The following is a 15,786-nucleotide window of genomic DNA, read 5'->3' as shown; positions in this document are numbered from 1 at the left end:
AACCTTTTTTCACGATTAGATAACTTGAAGCCGCCCCGCATCGCCCCCGCTCCGTTCCCCGTCACGCCGCTGCACCGCACGTTCGCCACCCGCCTGGTCGCGTGGCAGCGCGAGCATGGCCGCCACGACCTGCCGTGGCAGAACACCCGCGATCCGTACCGGATCTGGCTGTCGGAAATCATGCTGCAGCAGACGCAGGTGTCAACCGTCATTCCGTATTACGCGCGCTTTCTCGAACGCTTCCCCGACGTCGCCGCGCTCGCGGCCGCGCCGACCGACGACGTGATGGCGCTGTGGGCGGGGCTCGGCTACTACTCGCGCGCCCGCAACCTGCATCGCTGCGCGCAGGCTGTCGTCGCCGAGCACGGCGGCGCGTTTCCGGCGACGCCCGACGCGCTGGCCGAATTGCCCGGCATTGGCCGCTCGACGGCCGCGGCGATCGCATCGTTCGCCTATGGTGCGCGCGCGACGATCCTCGACGGCAACGTGAAGCGCGTGCTGGCGCGGGTATTCGGTGTCGAGGGCTTTCCGGGCGAGAAGCGTGTCGAGAACGACATGTGGGCGCTCGCCGAGTCGCTGCTGCCCGATGCCGCGAACGCAGCCGACGTGAGTGCGTATACGCAGGGGCTGATGGATCTGGGCGCGACGCTGTGCGTGCGCGGCAAGCCCGATTGCGCGCGCTGCCCGTTCGCGGGCGACTGCGTCGCGCAATCGACGGGCCGCCAGCGTGAATTGCCGGCCGCGCGGCCGAAGAAGGCCGTGCCGACGCGCAAGACCTGGATGCTCGTGCTGCGCGACGGCGATGCCGTGCTGCTGGAGCGGCGGCCGCCCACCGGCATCTGGGGCGGCCTGTGGAGCCTGCCGCAAGCAGACGGGGACGCCGCGCTCGCGGAGCTTGCGCGCGGCTTCGGTGGCGGCGGCACGGTGCCGCTCGCGCCGCTCACGCACACGTTCACGCATTTCCGGCTCGAGATCGAGCCGCGGCTGAGCGATCTGGCGGACGGCGGCGGCCTGCCGTCACCGGCACGGGACGCGGATACCGCATGGGTGCCGCTGAGCCGGCTCGACGCGTACGGCGTGCCGGCGCCCGTGCGCAAGCTGCTCGACGCGCTGAGCGGGCCGCTGCTGTAACGAACGGGGAAGGGCGCGCGCCCGGAAACTCGGACTGCCACGGGTTTTCCGTCGCGCAGGAAGGGGCGTCGGGCGGCCAGGCGCGCCGCGCCGGTGCGTCTTACAGCCAGCCGTGCCGGTCGAGCACGTGGTGCACGGCGTCGATGCGCGCGCCGACGTCCGGAAACTCCATCAGCTTCTGCCGTGCGCGCAGGTCGAGCGGCAGCAGTTCCGCGAGACGGTTCGATACCCAGCTCGGATCGTCGAGGCGGAACGGTTCGCCGAACGGCATTTTCTCCGGATCGGACTTCTTCAGCGCGTTGATGATGCGCTCGAGCACCTCGGCGCATGAGCCGAACTGCGCGAGCGTCTGCTCGCCTTCGAGCGGGATGTCGTCGGGCAGTGGCTCCGCAATGCCGACCAGCAGCCCGTTGCCCTCGACGCGATACGACAGCAGCTCGAAACGCTGCGTGCCGACCGCCTGCAGGAACAGCATCCCGAATTCGCCGGTATCGCACTCAGTGATGTGCGCCATGCAGCCGATGGTTTCGGGCACCGACACGGCACCGTCCTGTGCGACTTCTGGCCCGCTCTTCAGCAGGCACACGCCGAACGGTGCGTTGTCGCGCAGGCACGCGCGGGACATGTCGAGATAGCGCGCCTCGAATACCTTGAGCGGGAGCAGCCCTCCCGGAAACAGCACCGTGTGCAGCGGAAACAGCGGCAGGTCGATCAGGCTGGTCGATAGGGAGGACATGGCGCGCTGACGAAGGAGCGGGCGTCGCTAGGGTCGGCTGACCTCGGAGACAAGCCGCGACGACGCGTCGACATCCACTGGCGCGTCACGATGCCGCACGATCACGTTCGCTTCGCGCGCAAGGCGCGCGGCGAGCGTTTCCGCGATGAACACCGACCGGTGCTGGCCGCCCGTGCAGCCGATGGCGACGGTCAGGTAGCTGCGGTTGTCATCACGGAAGTGCGGCAGCCATTTCATCAGGAACGCATGGATGTCGTCGATCATCTGGTGGACGATCGGCAGTGCGTCGAGAAAGGCGATGACCGGTTGGTCGAGCCCGGTGAGCGGGCGCAACTCGTGGTCGTAGTACGGATTCGGCAGCGCGCGCACGTCGAACATCAGGTCGGCGTCGAGCGGCACGCCGCGCTTGAAGCCGAACGATTCGAACATCACCATCAGGTCGTTGTTCTTCTGCTCGATGAAGCGCTTGACCCAAGTGCGCAGCGCGTTCGCGCGCAGCGTGCTGGTATCGATCTGGTGGCCGAATTCGGCGAGCGGCGCGACGAGCTCGCGCTCGCGCTCGATCGCTTCCTCGAGCGACGACAGCAGGCCGATGTCCGCATCGTGCGACAGCGAGCCGGACAGCGGATGGCGGCGGCGCGTTTCGGAAAAGCGCTGGATCAGCGACTGGGTGCTCGCGTTCAGGAACAGCACGCGCACGTCGTGCTCGCGGGACAGCTCGCGGATCAGGCCGGGCATTTCGTCGAGCGACGCGCTCGAGCGCGCGTCGATCGCGACCGCGAGCCGGCGCTGGCCGTCCTGTGCGAGGTAGCGGGCGAGTTCGGGGAGCACGTGCGGCGGCAGGTTGTCGACGCAGTAATAGCCTGCGTCCTCGAGCGCGTTCAGCGCGACGGACTTGCCTGAGCCGGAGATGCCGGTGATAAGGACGATGCGCATGGGAAGCAGTGAATCCTGACGTTTCATCATAGCACCGGCTCGACGCGTCGGCGTTGCGTGGCCGGCGCGTGCGGGTTACACCAGTTTGCCGGGGAACTGACTGTCGGGATCTTGCATCGCGAGTCGTTGCCGATCCATGAAATCGCGCAATGTGTCGATTCCGCGCAACTGCAGGATCGTGTTCCGGACGGCCGCCTCGACCAGCACCGCGAGGTTGCGGCCGGCCGCGACCTGGATCGTGACCTTGCTGATCGGCAGCCCGAGCACGTCGACGGTCTGGCTTTCGAGCGGCAGGCGCTGGAATTCGCCGTCGGGGCGACGCACGAGCTGGACGATCAGCTTCAGCTTCATTTTCCGCCGCACGGCGGTTTCGCCGAAGATCGTCTTGATGTCGAGCAGGCCGAGGCCGCGCACTTCGAGCAGGTTCTGCAGCAGCGGCGGACAACGCCCTTCGACGAAATCGGGGCCAAGTCGGACGAAATCGACCGCGTCGTCGGCGACGAGGCCGTGTCCGCGGCTGATCAGCTCGAGGCCGAGTTCGCTCTTGCCGAGGCCCGAATCGCCGGTCAGCAGCACGCCCATCCCGAGGATGTCGATGAATACGCCGTGCAGCGTCGCGCGCGGCGCGAGGATGCGCGACATGTACAGCCGCAGGCTGTCGATTACCGCGGCGGCCGACATCGGCGTCGTAAACAGCGGGGTGGACGAGCGCGTGCAGCGCAGCACGAGTTCGGGCGGGGCCGCGGCGCCGCCGGCGACGACGAGGAACGGCGGTTCGAGTGCGATCAGCTCGGCCATGTGGCGCGAGCGGTCTTCGTCGGTCTGCCGCTGGTAGTAGTCGATCTCGGCTTCGCCGAGCACCTGGATCCGGTTCGGGTGGATCAGGTTCAGGTGGCCGACGAGGTCGGCGCTCGACGTTGCATTGCCGACCGTGTCGGCGGAAAAGCCGCGTTCCCAGCCTTCATGCCCCGTCAGCCAGCTCAGTTTCAGCGTGGCTGCGTTGTCGTCGAAGATGCTCTGGGCGTTGATGCTGGACGTATCCATGACTCTCGTCACTCCAATGGGCCGGTGCAGGCGCGCGGCGACGGACGTCGCCATGCCGGGCGGCCCTGGACGGCGGCAGATGCCGCCTCGTACCGGAAAAATTCCGCCCGGATCAACTCAAGGTTGCCACTGAGTGAGCAGGCGATGCAACTCGGCGATATCCGTTTCGTTGTGCAGACGCTCGCGCGCGTCGCGATCGGACAGCAGTTGCGCGATTTCCGACAGGATCTCGAGGTGCTGCTGGGTGGCTTGCTCGGGCACGAGCAGGAAGATCAGGAGGCCGACCGGCTGGCCGTCGGGCGCTTCGAACGGGATGGCTTCGGCGAGGCGGACGAACGCGGCGAGCGGGTGCTTGAGACCCTTGATGCGGCCGTGCGGAATCGCGACTCCTTCGCCGAGCCCGGTCGAGCCGAGGCGCTCGCGCGCGAACAGGTTGTCCGTGACGGTGCTGCGGGCGATGCCGTTCTGATTCTCGAACATCAGCCCGGCTTGTTCGAAGACGCGTTTCTTGCTGGTGACTGAGAGGTCGATGACGACGTTCTCTATGGGCAGGATTTTGGCTAGGCGATTCATGTTGGCAGGCGATTGGGCGGCCTGGGGTCTCCTTGCTGCGGCAGACTGATTTTCCATGTTCGGCGATATCAAGGCATGTGGCATCGGCAACCTGCAACGCAGCTACCGCACCCAACGCCCCCCGGCGATAACCGAAACATTATAGAGCACAGCCGCGTGCGTGGCGCAGCCCGGACCGACCGGTTGCACCGTTGCGCGGAGTCGCAAAAAAAACGCCCGGCGAACCGGGCGGCGTGCGTGTTGCGGTGAAGTTTACTGCGGCGGCAGTTCGATCTGGTCGATCGACGGTTGAAGCTTGATCGGGTCGTGCGCGTGCGTTTGCAGGCGCTCCATGTGCTTGACGACCTGGCGATCCAGCTTGTCGATCAGCAGATCGATCGCGGCGTACAGGTTACCGTTCGCGCTTTCGACGAAGATGTCCTTGCCCTTCAGGTGCAGATTGATTTCCGCGCGCTGCTGCTTGTCCTTTTCCTTGTGGTTGTCGACCGAGAGGATCACAGTGCCATCGATCACCTGATCGCTATGCCGTAGCACCCGGTCCAGCTTGGTGATCACGTATTCGCGAATTGCAGGCGTGACTTCGAGATGATGTCCACTGATCTTCAGGTTCATAGTGCTTCTCCAAGCGAGTGACCACCCGGCCGCATCGAGGCGGCGCTCCGGTCGACTTGCCCCTGCCGCACGAGGCGGCGTATCGCGGACAGGTCGCCCGGCCAGTTCCCCGTGTGCGCGGTGGCCGGAACACGCCTGCCGCCGGGCAGGCAGCAGGCTTAAAGAGACTTGCGCAGATTCACTGCCGGGATCTTGAGGGCTTCGCGATATTTCGCAACCGTGCGGCGCGCGACCACGAAACCCTGTTCTGCCAGCAGCTCGGCAATGCGGCTGTCCGAAAGTGGCGATTTTGGGTCTTCAGCTCCTATCAGTTGCTTGATGAGGGCTCGGATGGCGGTCGACGAGGCGGCGCCACCGGTGTCGGTCGAGACGTGAGATCCGAAGAAGTACTTAAATTCAAGCGTCCCGAACGGGGTCAGCATGTACTTCCCGGTTGTCACACGGCTGACAGTCGACTCGTGTAGGCCCAGCGTATCAGCTATTTCCCGCAAAACCAAGGGGCGCATGGCAATTTCACCGTGCGCAAAGAAATTCTTCTGACGCTCGACAATAGCCTGCGCGACACGCAGGATCGTGTCGAAGCGCTGCTGGATATTCTTGATCAGCCAGCGTGCTTCCTGGAGCTGCTGCTTCAGCGATCCGGCCGACGGATCGCCGCGGCTGTTGCGCAGGATGTTCGCGTACAGGTTGTTGATCCGCAGGCGCGGCATGACCTCCGGATTGAGCTCCGCGACCCACCCTTGGCCGGCCTTTTTCACGATGATGTCGGGCACGACGTAGTCCGCTTCGGCCTTGCCGTACGCGGCGCCGGGGAACGGCTCCAGCGAGCGGATCAGCGCATGCGCGTCGCGCAGCGCGTCGTCGCTCGCCTTCAGGTGCTTGCGCAACCGTGTGAAGTCGCGGGCCGCGAGCAGTTCGAGATGCTGCGACACGATCTCGAGCGCGAGTGTGCGCGTCGGGGACGGATCGAGGCGCAGCAGCTGCAGCTTCAGGCATTCGGACGCCGAGCGCGCACCGACGCCGGGCGGGTCGAAGCTGTGCAGCAGCGCGAGCGCCGCGCTCAGTTCGTCGCAGTCGATCTCCAGCTCGGGCGGCAGGTCGGCGAGCACTTCGTCGAGCGTGGCCGTCAGGTAGCCGTCGTCGTCGAGCGATTCGATCAGGAACATCACGAGCGCACGATCGCGCGGGCCGGCCTGCGTGACGCGCAACTGCGCGGACAGGTGGTCGCGCAGCGACGTTGCGGCTTCCTGCACCTGCAGCGGCGGGAGGTCGTCGTCGTCGGACGCGCCGCTCGAGCGGCCGAATTCGTCGAGATTCCATTGCGGGCCGTCGTTGCCGTCGCCGGACGCATAACCGTCGTATTCGTCGGCGCCGGCCGGCTCGTCGCGTTCCGCGCGTTCGCCGGACGTGCTGCTACCGTTTGTCGCACCCGGCTCGGTGTTCGATGCGGGCGGCGTCTGCGCAATCAGCGATCCGTCCGCCGCGACGCGCAGCGGGCTCGCGATCCACTCGTCGTCGTTCTCGAGCAGCGGGTTCTGCGCGACGGCCATCGCGACTTCCTGCTGCAATTCGAGCGTCGACAACTGCAGGAGCCGGATCGACTGCTGCAGCTGCGGCGTCAGCGCCAGATGTTGCGACAGGCGGAGTTGAAGGCTGGCTTTCATGGCAAGGAGGGAGTCATACCGGCAGTTTGCCACGACCCAGGCGCGTTGAGCCATCCGCGATTACGCGCGGCGCGCCGCCCGGCCGCGGGCATGGCCGCGAAGCAGGGCGCGGCCCCGCGCGGCCATGCCGGGCGGGGTGCAGCCAGCCACGAGGGAGGAGTTACATGCGGAAGTGTTCGCCGAGGTACACGCGGCGCACGCTTTCGTTTTCGATGATTTCGCTCGGTGCGCCGGCGGCCAGCACCGAACCGTCGCTGATGATGTACGCGTGGTCGCAGATGCCGAGCGTTTCGCGGACGTTGTGATCGGTAATCAGTACGCCGATGTTGCGCTGCTTCAGGAACTTGACGATCTTCTGGATCTCGAGCACCGCGATCGGGTCGACGCCGGCGAACGGTTCGTCGAGCAGGATGAAGTTCGGGTTGGTCGCGAGCGCGCGCGCGATTTCGACGCGTCGTCGTTCGCCGCCCGACAGCGACAGCGCGGGGTTTTCGCGCAGGTGGCCGATCTGCAGCTCGTCGAGCAGCGCTTCGGTGCGCGACGAGATCGCGTCCTTCGACAGCCGCTTGCCGTCTTCGCCGTACTGCAGCTCGAGCACCGCGCGGATGTTTTCCTCGACGGTCAGCTTGCGGAACACGGACGCTTCCTGCGGCAGGTACGACAGGCCGAGCGATGCGCGCTTGTGGATCGGCAGCAGGCTGATCGAGCTGCCGTTCAGCGAGATTTCGCCCGCGTCGAGCGGCACGAGGCCGACGATCATGTAGAACGACGTCGTCTTGCCGGCGCCGTTCGGGCCGAGCAGGCCGACGACTTCGCCGCTCTTCACGTCGAGCGACACGTCCTTGACGACCGTGCGCGAGCCGTAGCGCTTCTTCAGGTTGCGGACGACGAGCGAGCTCGTGGTGCCGGCCGGCTGGCGGTTCGGTAGCGCGTTCATTGGTCGGGCGCTCCCTGGATCGTGGTCGACGGCGACAGCTTTGCCGGCGCACCGTTCAGCGGCGCGGGGCCGCCGTTCTTCGGCGACAGCATCGCGCGCACGCGGCCGTTCGGGTTGCCCGGCGCCGCGACGTCCTTGCCGCCCTTCGCGGTGTAGAAGTCGCGCTGGCCGTCGTACGTGATCACGCTGCCGTGCACGGTATCGGCGATGGTCGACGTGCCCTGCAGGCGGCGCACGGTCGCGGCGGTCGTCAGCGTGGTGAGATCCTGCTTGCCGTCGTAGTCGATGCGCTCGGCGTCGCCGTCGATGTATTCGTCGAGGCCTTCGCGCTTCTGGCGGAACGTCGCGTGCTTCTTGCTGCTGCCGAACGAGGTCGCGTACTGATAGCCTTCCGGGTCCTGGCGCACTTCGACGCGATCGCCCTTGATGATGATCGTGCCCTTCGTGATCACGACGTTGCCGGTCGCGACCGTCACCTGCTTCAGGTCGTCATAGGTCAGGTTGTCGGCCTCGACGTTGATCGGCTTGTTCTGGTCGGCCTTCTCGGCATGGGCGAGCGGCGCCAGCCCGACCAGCGGGAGCGCCACGAGCGTCGCGGCAAGCGCGGCGCGGACGGCGCGCGCAGCGCCGCCGGAAATCAGTCGAGGGAACGATTCGTTCATGCAGTCACGTGAGGGATGCGTCACTTGGGTTGACCTTTCGAGCCGCCGGACGTGTCCGCCGCGGCGATCGTGCCGCGCACGTTGCCGTAAAGCTCGATGACCCGGGTGACGTTGTTGTACTTCATGCCGTCGGTCGCGTTGACGAGCGACAGGCCGCGCTGAAGTTTAACCGGCTTTTCGGTCTGGATCACATCGTCATTGACGAAGATCCGGAAATGCTGGGAATCGGCCTGCATCTGGGGATCGCCGCCGCCGGCCGCGCGCAGGATGCGTGCATTGTCGTACAAATCGACGATCGACACGTCGCCGTTGACGGTGCCGCGCTTCGCGGTGGTCGTCACGACCGGCTTGCCGGGCTGAAACGCGCGCATGGCCGGATCGGTCAGGTCGCTGCTTTCGGTGTCTTCGTAATGGATCAGCTTCGCGGCCGTCAGCCGGTACTGGGTCGAGCCCGACTGGTCGAGTTCGGTGACCGAGAAGTTGTCCGCGAAATAGTCGGGCGTGTGGCGCTTCGGCTGCACGATGCCTTCGCCGGGCGGCGGCAGCGTGGCCTGCAGCAGCCACCAGGTGATGCCTGCGAGCGCGGCGACCGCGGCGAGCGGCAGCAACTGGGTCCAGCGGAAATGCGTGTTCATCCGTCAGGCTCCGCAGGCCGCTGCGAGCAGCGCGTCGTAGCGGCGCTGCGCGCGCAGGATCGCGTCGCACACTTCGCGCACGGCGCCGTGGCCGCCGCGGGCCTCGGCCACCCAGTGCGCGCGGGCGATCACCTCGGGGTGCGCGTTCGCGGGGGCGGTCGCGAAGCCGCAGCGCAGCATCACGGGCAGGTCGGGCCAGTCGTCGCCCATGTAGCCGCACGCGTCGGCGCTCAGGCCGAGCGACGCGATCAGGTCGGCGAACACGGTGAGCTTGTTCTCGACGCCCTGGAACAGGTGCGCGATCTTCATTTCCTTCGCGCGCGCCGCGACGATGTCCGAGCGGCGGCCCGTGATGATCGCGGTCGCGATGCCGGCTTCGCCGAGCAGCTTCACGCCGTGACCGTCGAGCGAATTGAACGACTTCATCGTGTCGCCGGCCGCGGTAAACAGCAGGCCGCCGTCGGTCAGTACGCCGTCGACGTCGAAAATCATCAGCTTCACGCGGCTCGCGCGTTCGGCCGCAGTCAGCGCTGCGCTCATCAGATCACCTTCTTCGAAAACAGGTCGTGCATGTTCAGCGCGCCGATCAGCGCGCCGTCGGCATCGACGACCAGCATCTGGTTGATCCGGTGGCGCTCCATCAGTTCCACGGCCTCGACCGCGAGATGATCCGGCGCGATCGTGCGCGGGTCGCGCGTCATCACTTCGGTGATCGGCAGCGCGCGGAAGTCGCCGTCGCGGGCGAGCACGCGGCGCAGGTCGCCGTCCGTGAAGATGCCGACGACCTTGCCGCCGGCGTCGACCACGGCCGTCATGCCGAGGCGCTTCGCGGTGATCTGGAACAGCGCGTCCGACAGCGTCGCGTCGAGCCCGATGGACGGGACGTCGTCGCCCGAGCGCATCACGTCGCGCACGTAGGTGAGCAGGCGCCGGCCGAGCGCGCCGCCCGGGTGCGAGCGCGCGAAATCGTCCGACCCGAAGCCGCGCGCGTCGAGCACGGCGACGGCGAGCGCATCGCCGAGCGCGAGCGCGGCCGTCGTGCTCGCGGTGGGCGCAAGGTTCAGCGGGCACGCTTCCTTCGAGACCGCGGCGTTCAGGTTCACGTCGGCGAGCGTGCCGAGGCTCGACTCCGCGCGGCCGGTGATCGCGATCAGCTTCGCGCCGATCCGCTTCACGAGCGGCAGGATCGCGACGAGTTCTTCCGATTCGCCGGAATAGGAGATGCCGATGAAGACGTCGTCGGAGGTGACCATCCCGAGGTCGCCGTGGCTGGCCTCGGCGGGGTGGACGAAGAAGGCCGGCGTACCGGTGCTGGCCAGCGTGGCTGCAATCTTGCGGGCGATATGCCCCGATTTGCCGATACCCGACACCACGACACGACCGCGGCAGCCGAGCAGCAGCGCGACGGCCTGGACGAAGCCGCCGTCGAGCTGGTCGCGCAGCGCGCGCACGGCGTCCGCCTCGATGTCGAGCACGTCGCGGGCGAGCGCGAGCGCCCGGTCATCATTGATTTTCGCTATCATGCGCGGAGTATAGCAAAGGCGTTTGTTCGCCGCGCCGGGCCTTCGGACTCGTCCGATGTCGCCTGTCCACCGCCACCACCCGCGCCCGCATTGCCGTGGCCCCGACGAACGAGGACGCTTCGCCTGTGATTTCCCCGCTCGAAATGACCCTGCTGCTGCTGCTGGCCTCGGTGGTGGGCGTCGTCGTATTCCGTTCGTTGAACCTGCCGCCGATGCTCGGCTACCTGACCGTCGGCATCCTGGTCGGCCCGCACGCGTTCGGCATCGCGGCGGACCTCGAACGCGCCGAGCATCTCGCCGAATTCGGCGTGGTGTTCCTGATGTTTTCGATCGGCCTCGAATTCTCGCTCGCGAAGCTGAGGTCGATGCAGCGGCTCGTGTTCGGGCTCGGCCTGATGCAGGTGGTCGCGACGTTGTTGCTCGCGGTCGTGCTCGGCGCGCTGTTCGAGCGCTGGGTGCACATCACGTGGCAGGGCAGCATCGCGCTCGGCGGCGCGCTCGCGATGTCGTCGACGGCGATCGTGTCGAAGATGCTCGCCGAGCGGCTCGAGATCGAGACCGAGCACGGCCGCAACATCTTCGGCGTGCTGCTGTTCCAGGATCTCGCGGTCGTGCCGCTGCTGATCGTGATCGCCGCGTTCGGCGCCGAATCGTCGAAGGATCTCGCGATCACGCTCGGCTTCGCGGCCGTCAAGATCGTGATCGCGCTCGCGCTGCTGCTGATCGTCGGCCAGCGCTTCATGACGCGCTGGCTCAACGTCGTCGCGCGGCGCCGCTCGCAGGAACTGTTCGTGCTGAACCTGCTGCTCGTCACGCTCGGCGCCGCGTTCATCACCGACCGCTTCGGCCTGTCGCTCGCGCTCGGCGCGTTCATCGCGGGGATGCTCATTTCCGAGACGCCGTTCCGCCATCAGGTGGAGGAGGACATCAAGCCGTTCCGCGACGTGCTGCTCGGCCTGTTCTTCGTGACGACGGGGATGCTGCTCGACCCGCGCGTGATCTGGGAGCACCCGCTCCTCGTGCTCGGCTTCTTCGTCGGGCAGATCCTGTTCAAGGGGACGATGATCGCCGGGCTTGCACGGCTGTTCGGCGCGACGCCGGGCGTCGCGATGCGCACCGGCATCGGCCTCGCGCAGGCCGGCGAATTCGGCTTCGTGCTGCTGAACCTGATCCTCGACCGGCATCTCGTCGATTCGACGCTGCTGCAGGCGATTCTCGCGTCGATGCTGCTGTCGATGCTCGCCGCGCCGTTCCTGATCCAGAACGCCGACCGCATCGTGATGCGCCTGTCGTCGACCGAATGGATGCAGCAGTCGCTGCAGATGACGCGGATCGCGACGCAAAGCCTGAAGCAGCGCGGCCACGTGATCATCTGCGGCTACGGCCGCGCGGGCCAGAACCTGGCGCGCATGCTCGAGCAGGAAGGCATTTCGTACGTCGCGCTCGACCTCGATCCCGATCGCGTGAGCGCGGCCGCGGCGGCCGGCGAATCGGTCGTGTTCGGCGATGCGGCGCGGCGCGAGTCGCTGCTCGCGGCCGGTATCCACCGCGCGGCGGCCGTCGCGATCACCTATGCGAACACGCCGTCCGCGCTGCGCGTGCTGCATCACGTGCACGAGCTCGAGCCGACGCTGCCGGCGATCGTGCGTACCGTCGACGACGCCGATCTCGAGAAGCTGCTCGCGGCCGGCGCGACCGAGGTGATTCCGGAGATCGTCGAGGGCAGCCTGATGCTCGCGTCGCATACGCTGGTGCTGGTCGGCGTGCCGATGCGCAAGGTCGTGCGGCGCGTCGAGGAAATGCGCGACGAGCGCTACAGCCTGCTGCGCGGCTATTTCCGCGGCGCGGACGACGCGGACGACGACGATCACGAGCAGGTGCGGCTACAATCGGTGCCGGTCGATGCGCGCGCGGACGCGGTCGGGCGTTCGCTGGAAGAACTCGGGCTGTATGCGCTCGGGCTGGAAGTCACGGCGATCCGCCGGCACGGCATCCGCGGCGTCGAACCCGATCCGCAGACCAAGCTGCGCGCGAGCGATATCGTCGTGCTGCGCGGGTTGCCGGAGGCACTCGCGCTCGCGGAGGAGCGGTTGTCGCGCCATCGGCGCGATCCGCCGGCCGCGGCTGCCTGAGTCGCGATTCACAACCTGACCCGTATTTGTCAGAAACGGTGCCCGATCTTCGCGCACCGTTTTTTTCGGAGAGTTTCATGCCGCATTCGTCGTCGGGCGCACCGCTCGATCCGGTCGCCTTCATCCACAGCCAGATCCGCACGGTGCCCGACTGGCCGCAGCCGGGCGTGCAGTTCCGCGACATCACGACGCTGCTGCAGAGCCCGAAGGCGCTGCGTATCCTCGTCGACCTGTTCGTCGAACGCTATGTCGATGCGAAGCTCGACTACGTTGCCGGCCTCGACGCGCGCGGCTTCATCATCGCGCCGATCGTCGCGTACGAGCTGAGCGTCGGCTTCGTGCCGATCCGCAAGGTCGGCAAGTTGCCGTACAAGACGCGTTCGGAATCGTACGACCTCGAATACGGCAGCGCGACGGTCGAGATCCACGAAGATGCGTGCCGCCCCGGCGACCGCGTGATCATCATGGACGACCTGATCGCGACCGGCGGCACGATGATGGCGGGGCGCAACCTGCTGCAGCGGCTCGGCGCGGTGGTCGTCGAAGGCGCGGCGATCATCGACCTGCCCGATCTCGGCGGCTCGGCGCTGCTGCGCAAGGCCGGACTGCCCGTCTATACCGTTACCGAATTCGGCGGTCACTGAACGCCGGCCCGCCCGGGCTTGCCGCCCGGGTTCCCCGCATTGGTTCACGTTTTGCAGCGAGGTCACGATGCCCAATTTCATGCTGTTTCTCGCCACGTCGATCGCGATCACGTTCGCGCCCGGCCCCGACAACCTGCAGGTGCTCGCACGCGGCATCTCGCAGGGCCGTGCGGCCGGCTTCGTCGCCGCGCTCGGCTTCACGGCGGGGATCCTGTTCCACACGACGCTCGCGGCGCTCGGCGTCGCGGCCCTGCTGCGTTCGTCGCCGGTCGCGTTCCAGATCCTGAAGCTCGCGGGCGCCGCGTACCTCGTGTGGATTGGCATCAAGGCGCTGCGCAGCCAGGGGCTCTCGAATGCGCACGCGCGCCCGCCGCAGCCGCTCGGCACGATCTTCCGGCAGAGCGTGGTCGGCAACCTGATGAACCCGAAGGTCACGCTGTTCTTCGTCGTGTTCCTGCCGCAGTTCGTCGATCCGCACGGCACGCAGAGCGTGACGCTGCAGATGTTCGAGCTCGGCGCGCTGTTCATGCTGCAGACGGCCGCGGTCTTCTCGCTGTTCGGCGTCGGCGCGGGCATGATCGGCGCCTGGCTGAAGCGCCGCCCGAAGGCCGGCGTGTGGCTCGACCGGATCGCCGGCGCGACCTTCATCGCGATCGGCATCCGCGTCGCGCTGAAGGACTGACCGCGATGACGTTTCCGTGCATCGCGGCCGCGCGCCGTTTCGATCCGGCCGCGCACCTGCGTTTCGAGATCGCCGGTCAGGCGGTCGGCTGGGTGCGCCGCCAGGACGTCGCGAAGCTCGCGCGCTGGCCCGACGTGTTCGAGCTGGGCAGCGAGCGCGTCGTGCTGTCGGCGCGTTACGATTCGGTCGATGCGCGCAGCATGGCGCTTGCGAGCGCGATCGGCGCGCTGGCGGCCGAAGGGGCGATTCCCGGCTGGCGCGACGAGATCTACGCGATCCGCAACCGTTTCGACGATCCGCCGCTCGCGTACATCGAGCGCGCCGCGTCGCGTTTCTTCGGCACGCAGACCTATGCGGTGCACCTGAACGGCATCGTAGAATATGCGGTTACGCCGGGCGAGCCGCCCGCCGCGGCCGTGCCGAAAATGTGGCTCGGCCGCCGCAGCGAGACCAAGGCGACCGACCCCGGCATGCTCGACAACGTCGTTGCGGGCGGCATCGGCTGGGGGCTGGGCGTTCACGAGACGCTCGCGAAGGAGTGCTGGGAGGAAGCCGGCATTCCGCCTGAACTGGCGGCGCGCGCGATCGCGGGCCGCGCGGTGCAGGTGCTGAACTCGCTGCCGGAAGGCACGCAGTCCGAACTGATCTTCGTGTACGACCTGCCGCTGTCGCACGATTTCGCGCCGCGCAACCAGGACGGCGAAGTGGCCGAGCACCTGCTGGCCGGCGTGCCCGAGGTGATCGGCTGGCTGCGCGAAGGCCGCGCGACGATGGACGCGAGCCTCGCGACGCTCGACACGCTGCTGCGCCACCGCTGGATTCCGGCGGCCGACGCGGCCGGTATCGACGCGCTGTTCGCACCGGCCGCGTGACGCGCGGCCCGGCGGTGCGAACGGGCATTTTGACGAATACGGAAACAAAGGGAGTAGCGGTCATGCCGACCGATCACAGCTTTATCTTGAAACTGTCGTGCCCCGACCGGCACGGCATCGTCCACGCGGTCTCGGGCTTCCTGTTCGAGCGCAGCAACAACATCCTCGACTCGGCGCAGTTCGGCGACAGCCGCACCAGCGAGTTCTTCATGCGCGTGCACTTCGAGCAGGACGGCAACGGCGCGGATGCCGCGACGGCGCTCGACACGCTGCGCAAGGAGTTCGCCCCGCTCGCCGAGCAGTTCGCAATGCGCTGGGAGCTGCACGACGCGGCCGTGAAGCCGCGCGTCGTGATCATGGTGTCGAAGATCGGCCACTGCCTGAACGACCTGCTGTTCCGCTATCGCACCGGCCAGCTGCCGATCGAGATCCCGGCGATCGTGTCGAACCACAAGGAGTTCTACCAGCTCGCCGCGAGCTACAACATCCCGTTCCATCACTTCCCGCTGATCGGCGGTTCGACCGATGCCGCGAAGGCCGCGCAGGAAGCGCGCGTGCTGGAAGTGATCGACGAGCACCAGGCCGACCTCGTCGTGCTTGCGCGCTACATGCAGATCCTGTCGCCGAACCTGTGCAAGCAGCTCGCCGGGCGCGCGATCAACATCCACCATTCGTTCCTGCCGAGCTTCAAGGGCGCGAAGCCTTACTACCAGGCGTTCGACCGAGGCGTGAAGCTGATCGGCGCGACCGCGCACTACGTGACGACCGATCTCGACGAGGGCCCGATCATCGAGCAGGAAGTCGAGCGTGTCGACCACAGCATGACGCCCGACCAGCTGACCGCGATCGGCCGCGACGTCGAATGCGTGACGCTGGCGCGCGCGGTGAAGTGGCACGTCGAGCACCGGATCGTGCTGAACGGGACGAAGACGGTCGTGTTCCGCTGATTCGCGGGGCGCCGGAGGGCCGGCCCCCGGATGGCCGTCCCCGGATGGCCGTCCCC

17 protein-coding genes are annotated in these 15,786 nt (G+C 67.3%); 6 read left to right on the top strand and 11 right to left on the bottom strand.

What is annotated here, in order from left to right:
* Positions 1-24 precede the first annotated feature (24 nt).
* Positions 25-1,131 (top strand): A/G-specific adenine glycosylase, encoded by a 1,107-nt coding sequence (mutY, locus tag AC5LXK_RS14855; protein WP_493389494.1) that lies wholly within the window; start codon positions 25-27, stop codon positions 1,129-1,131.
* Positions 1,132-1,231: 100 nt separating this feature from the next.
* On the opposite strand, the gene AC5LXK_RS14850 is transcribed toward mutY, so the two are convergent.
* From AC5LXK_RS14850 to kdsD, 11 genes are all read right to left on the bottom strand, one after another.
* Entirely contained in the window at positions 1,232-1,867 is a 636-nt protein-coding gene (locus tag AC5LXK_RS14850; RefSeq protein WP_493389493.1) for an LON peptidase substrate-binding domain-containing protein, read from the bottom strand.
* A gap of 27 nt (positions 1,868-1,894) precedes the next feature.
* The gene (gene rapZ / locus AC5LXK_RS14845) at positions 1,895-2,803 is read right to left on the bottom strand and encodes an RNase adapter RapZ (RefSeq protein ID WP_493389492.1); all 909 of its coding nucleotides are present in this window, start codon (positions 2,801-2,803) and stop codon (positions 1,895-1,897) included.
* Between the two features lie 75 nt (positions 2,804-2,878).
* Positions 2,879-3,847, bottom strand: a complete 969-nt coding sequence (hprK, locus tag AC5LXK_RS14840; protein ID WP_011353227.1) for an HPr(Ser) kinase/phosphatase — start codon at positions 3,845-3,847, stop codon at positions 2,879-2,881.
* A gap of 117 nt (positions 3,848-3,964) precedes the next feature.
* Positions 3,965-4,477: a PTS sugar transporter subunit IIA gene (locus AC5LXK_RS14835; protein WP_493389491.1), complete on the bottom strand. Its 513-nt coding sequence runs from the start codon at positions 4,475-4,477 to the stop codon at positions 3,965-3,967.
* A gap of 195 nt (positions 4,478-4,672) precedes the next feature.
* Positions 4,673-5,032, bottom strand: a complete 360-nt coding sequence (gene hpf, locus AC5LXK_RS14830) for a ribosome hibernation-promoting factor, HPF/YfiA family (RefSeq protein WP_006477786.1) — start codon at positions 5,030-5,032, stop codon at positions 4,673-4,675.
* A gap of 158 nt (positions 5,033-5,190) precedes the next feature.
* The gene (locus AC5LXK_RS14825) at positions 5,191-6,696 is read right to left on the bottom strand and encodes an RNA polymerase factor sigma-54 (RefSeq protein WP_493389490.1); all 1,506 of its coding nucleotides are present in this window, start codon (positions 6,694-6,696) and stop codon (positions 5,191-5,193) included.
* 160 nt (positions 6,697-6,856) lie between these two features.
* A complete protein-coding gene (gene lptB, locus AC5LXK_RS14820) occupies positions 6,857-7,633 on the bottom strand; it encodes an LPS export ABC transporter ATP-binding protein (RefSeq protein ID WP_059233172.1) in 777 nt (258 codons plus the stop codon).
* Positions 7,630-8,295, bottom strand: a complete 666-nt coding sequence (lptA, locus tag AC5LXK_RS14815; RefSeq protein WP_493389489.1) for a lipopolysaccharide transport periplasmic protein LptA — start codon at positions 8,293-8,295, stop codon at positions 7,630-7,632. Before lptA ends, lptB begins: the two co-directional genes overlap by 4 nt.
* Before the next feature lie 20 nt (positions 8,296-8,315).
* Positions 8,316-8,930, bottom strand: a complete 615-nt coding sequence (gene lptC, locus AC5LXK_RS14810; protein WP_493389488.1) for an LPS export ABC transporter periplasmic protein LptC — start codon at positions 8,928-8,930, stop codon at positions 8,316-8,318.
* Between the two features lie 3 nt (positions 8,931-8,933).
* Complete coding sequence (locus tag AC5LXK_RS14805) at positions 8,934-9,470, bottom strand: KdsC family phosphatase (protein ID WP_493389487.1); 537 nt, start codon at positions 9,468-9,470, stop codon at positions 8,934-8,936.
* A complete protein-coding gene (kdsD, locus tag AC5LXK_RS14800; RefSeq protein ID WP_493389486.1) occupies positions 9,470-10,453 on the bottom strand; it encodes an arabinose 5-phosphate isomerase KdsD in 984 nt (327 codons plus the stop codon). The genes AC5LXK_RS14805 and kdsD overlap by 1 nt, the downstream gene beginning before the upstream one ends.
* Before the next feature lie 125 nt (positions 10,454-10,578).
* Between kdsD and AC5LXK_RS14795 the strand changes: the two genes are divergently transcribed.
* The 5 genes from AC5LXK_RS14795 (at position 10,579) to purU (ending at position 15,730) form a co-directional block, all read left to right on the top strand.
* Positions 10,579-12,585: a monovalent cation:proton antiporter family protein gene (locus AC5LXK_RS14795; protein ID WP_493389485.1), complete on the top strand. Its 2,007-nt coding sequence runs from the start codon at positions 10,579-10,581 to the stop codon at positions 12,583-12,585.
* A 77-nt stretch (positions 12,586-12,662) separates the two neighbouring features.
* Positions 12,663-13,229 (top strand): adenine phosphoribosyltransferase, encoded by a 567-nt coding sequence (locus tag AC5LXK_RS14790; protein ID WP_493389484.1) that lies wholly within the window; start codon positions 12,663-12,665, stop codon positions 13,227-13,229.
* A gap of 67 nt (positions 13,230-13,296) precedes the next feature.
* The gene (locus AC5LXK_RS14785) at positions 13,297-13,911 is read left to right on the top strand and encodes a LysE family translocator (protein ID WP_493389483.1); all 615 of its coding nucleotides are present in this window, start codon (positions 13,297-13,299) and stop codon (positions 13,909-13,911) included.
* A 5-nt stretch (positions 13,912-13,916) separates the two neighbouring features.
* Positions 13,917-14,783, top strand: a complete 867-nt coding sequence (locus tag AC5LXK_RS14780; protein ID WP_493389482.1) for an NUDIX hydrolase — start codon at positions 13,917-13,919, stop codon at positions 14,781-14,783.
* Positions 14,784-14,845: 62 nt separating this feature from the next.
* Complete coding sequence (gene purU, locus AC5LXK_RS14775; RefSeq protein WP_493389481.1) at positions 14,846-15,730, top strand: formyltetrahydrofolate deformylase; 885 nt, start codon at positions 14,846-14,848, stop codon at positions 15,728-15,730.
* The last annotated feature ends 56 nt before the right edge of the window (positions 15,731-15,786 follow it).

The organism is Burkholderia pulmonis (assembly GCF_984667975.1).
Note: the sequence above shows the minus strand (reverse complement) of the source record. Positions and strands in the feature narration are given on the sequence as shown.

Coding starts and splice junctions, on each gene's coding strand:
- AC5LXK_RS14850 (WP_493389493.1), bottom strand. CDS start 1,867: ATGTCCTCCCTATCGACCAGCCTGATCGACCTGCCGCTGTTTCCGCTG.
- rapZ (WP_493389492.1), bottom strand. CDS start 2,803: ATGCGCATCGTCCTTATCACCGGCATCTCCGGCTCAGGCAAGTCCGTC.
- hprK (WP_011353227.1), bottom strand. CDS start 3,847: ATGGATACGTCCAGCATCAACGCCCAGAGCATCTTCGACGACAACGCA.
- AC5LXK_RS14835 (WP_493389491.1), bottom strand. CDS start 4,477: ATGGAAAATCAGTCTGCCGCAGCAAGGAGACCCCAGGCCGCCCAATCG.
- hpf (WP_006477786.1), bottom strand. CDS start 5,032: ATGAACCTGAAGATCAGTGGACATCATCTCGAAGTCACGCCTGCAATT.
- AC5LXK_RS14825 (WP_493389490.1), bottom strand. CDS start 6,696: ATGAAAGCCAGCCTTCAACTCCGCCTGTCGCAACATCTGGCGCTGACG.
- lptB (WP_059233172.1), bottom strand. CDS start 7,633: ATGAACGCGCTACCGAACCGCCAGCCGGCCGGCACCACGAGCTCGCTC.
- lptA (WP_493389489.1), bottom strand. CDS start 8,295: ATGAACGAATCGTTCCCTCGACTGATTTCCGGCGGCGCTGCGCGCGCC.
- lptC (WP_493389488.1), bottom strand. CDS start 8,930: ATGAACACGCATTTCCGCTGGACCCAGTTGCTGCCGCTCGCCGCGGTC.
- AC5LXK_RS14805 (WP_493389487.1), bottom strand. CDS start 9,470: ATGAGCGCAGCGCTGACTGCGGCCGAACGCGCGAGCCGCGTGAAGCTG.
- kdsD (WP_493389486.1), bottom strand. CDS start 10,453: ATGATAGCGAAAATCAATGATGACCGGGCGCTCGCGCTCGCCCGCGAC.
- AC5LXK_RS14790 (WP_493389484.1), top strand. CDS start 12,663: ATGCCGCATTCGTCGTCGGGCGCACCGCTCGATCCGGTCGCCTTCATC.
- AC5LXK_RS14785 (WP_493389483.1), top strand. CDS start 13,297: ATGCCCAATTTCATGCTGTTTCTCGCCACGTCGATCGCGATCACGTTC.
- AC5LXK_RS14780 (WP_493389482.1), top strand. CDS start 13,917: ATGACGTTTCCGTGCATCGCGGCCGCGCGCCGTTTCGATCCGGCCGCG.
- purU (WP_493389481.1), top strand. CDS start 14,846: ATGCCGACCGATCACAGCTTTATCTTGAAACTGTCGTGCCCCGACCGG.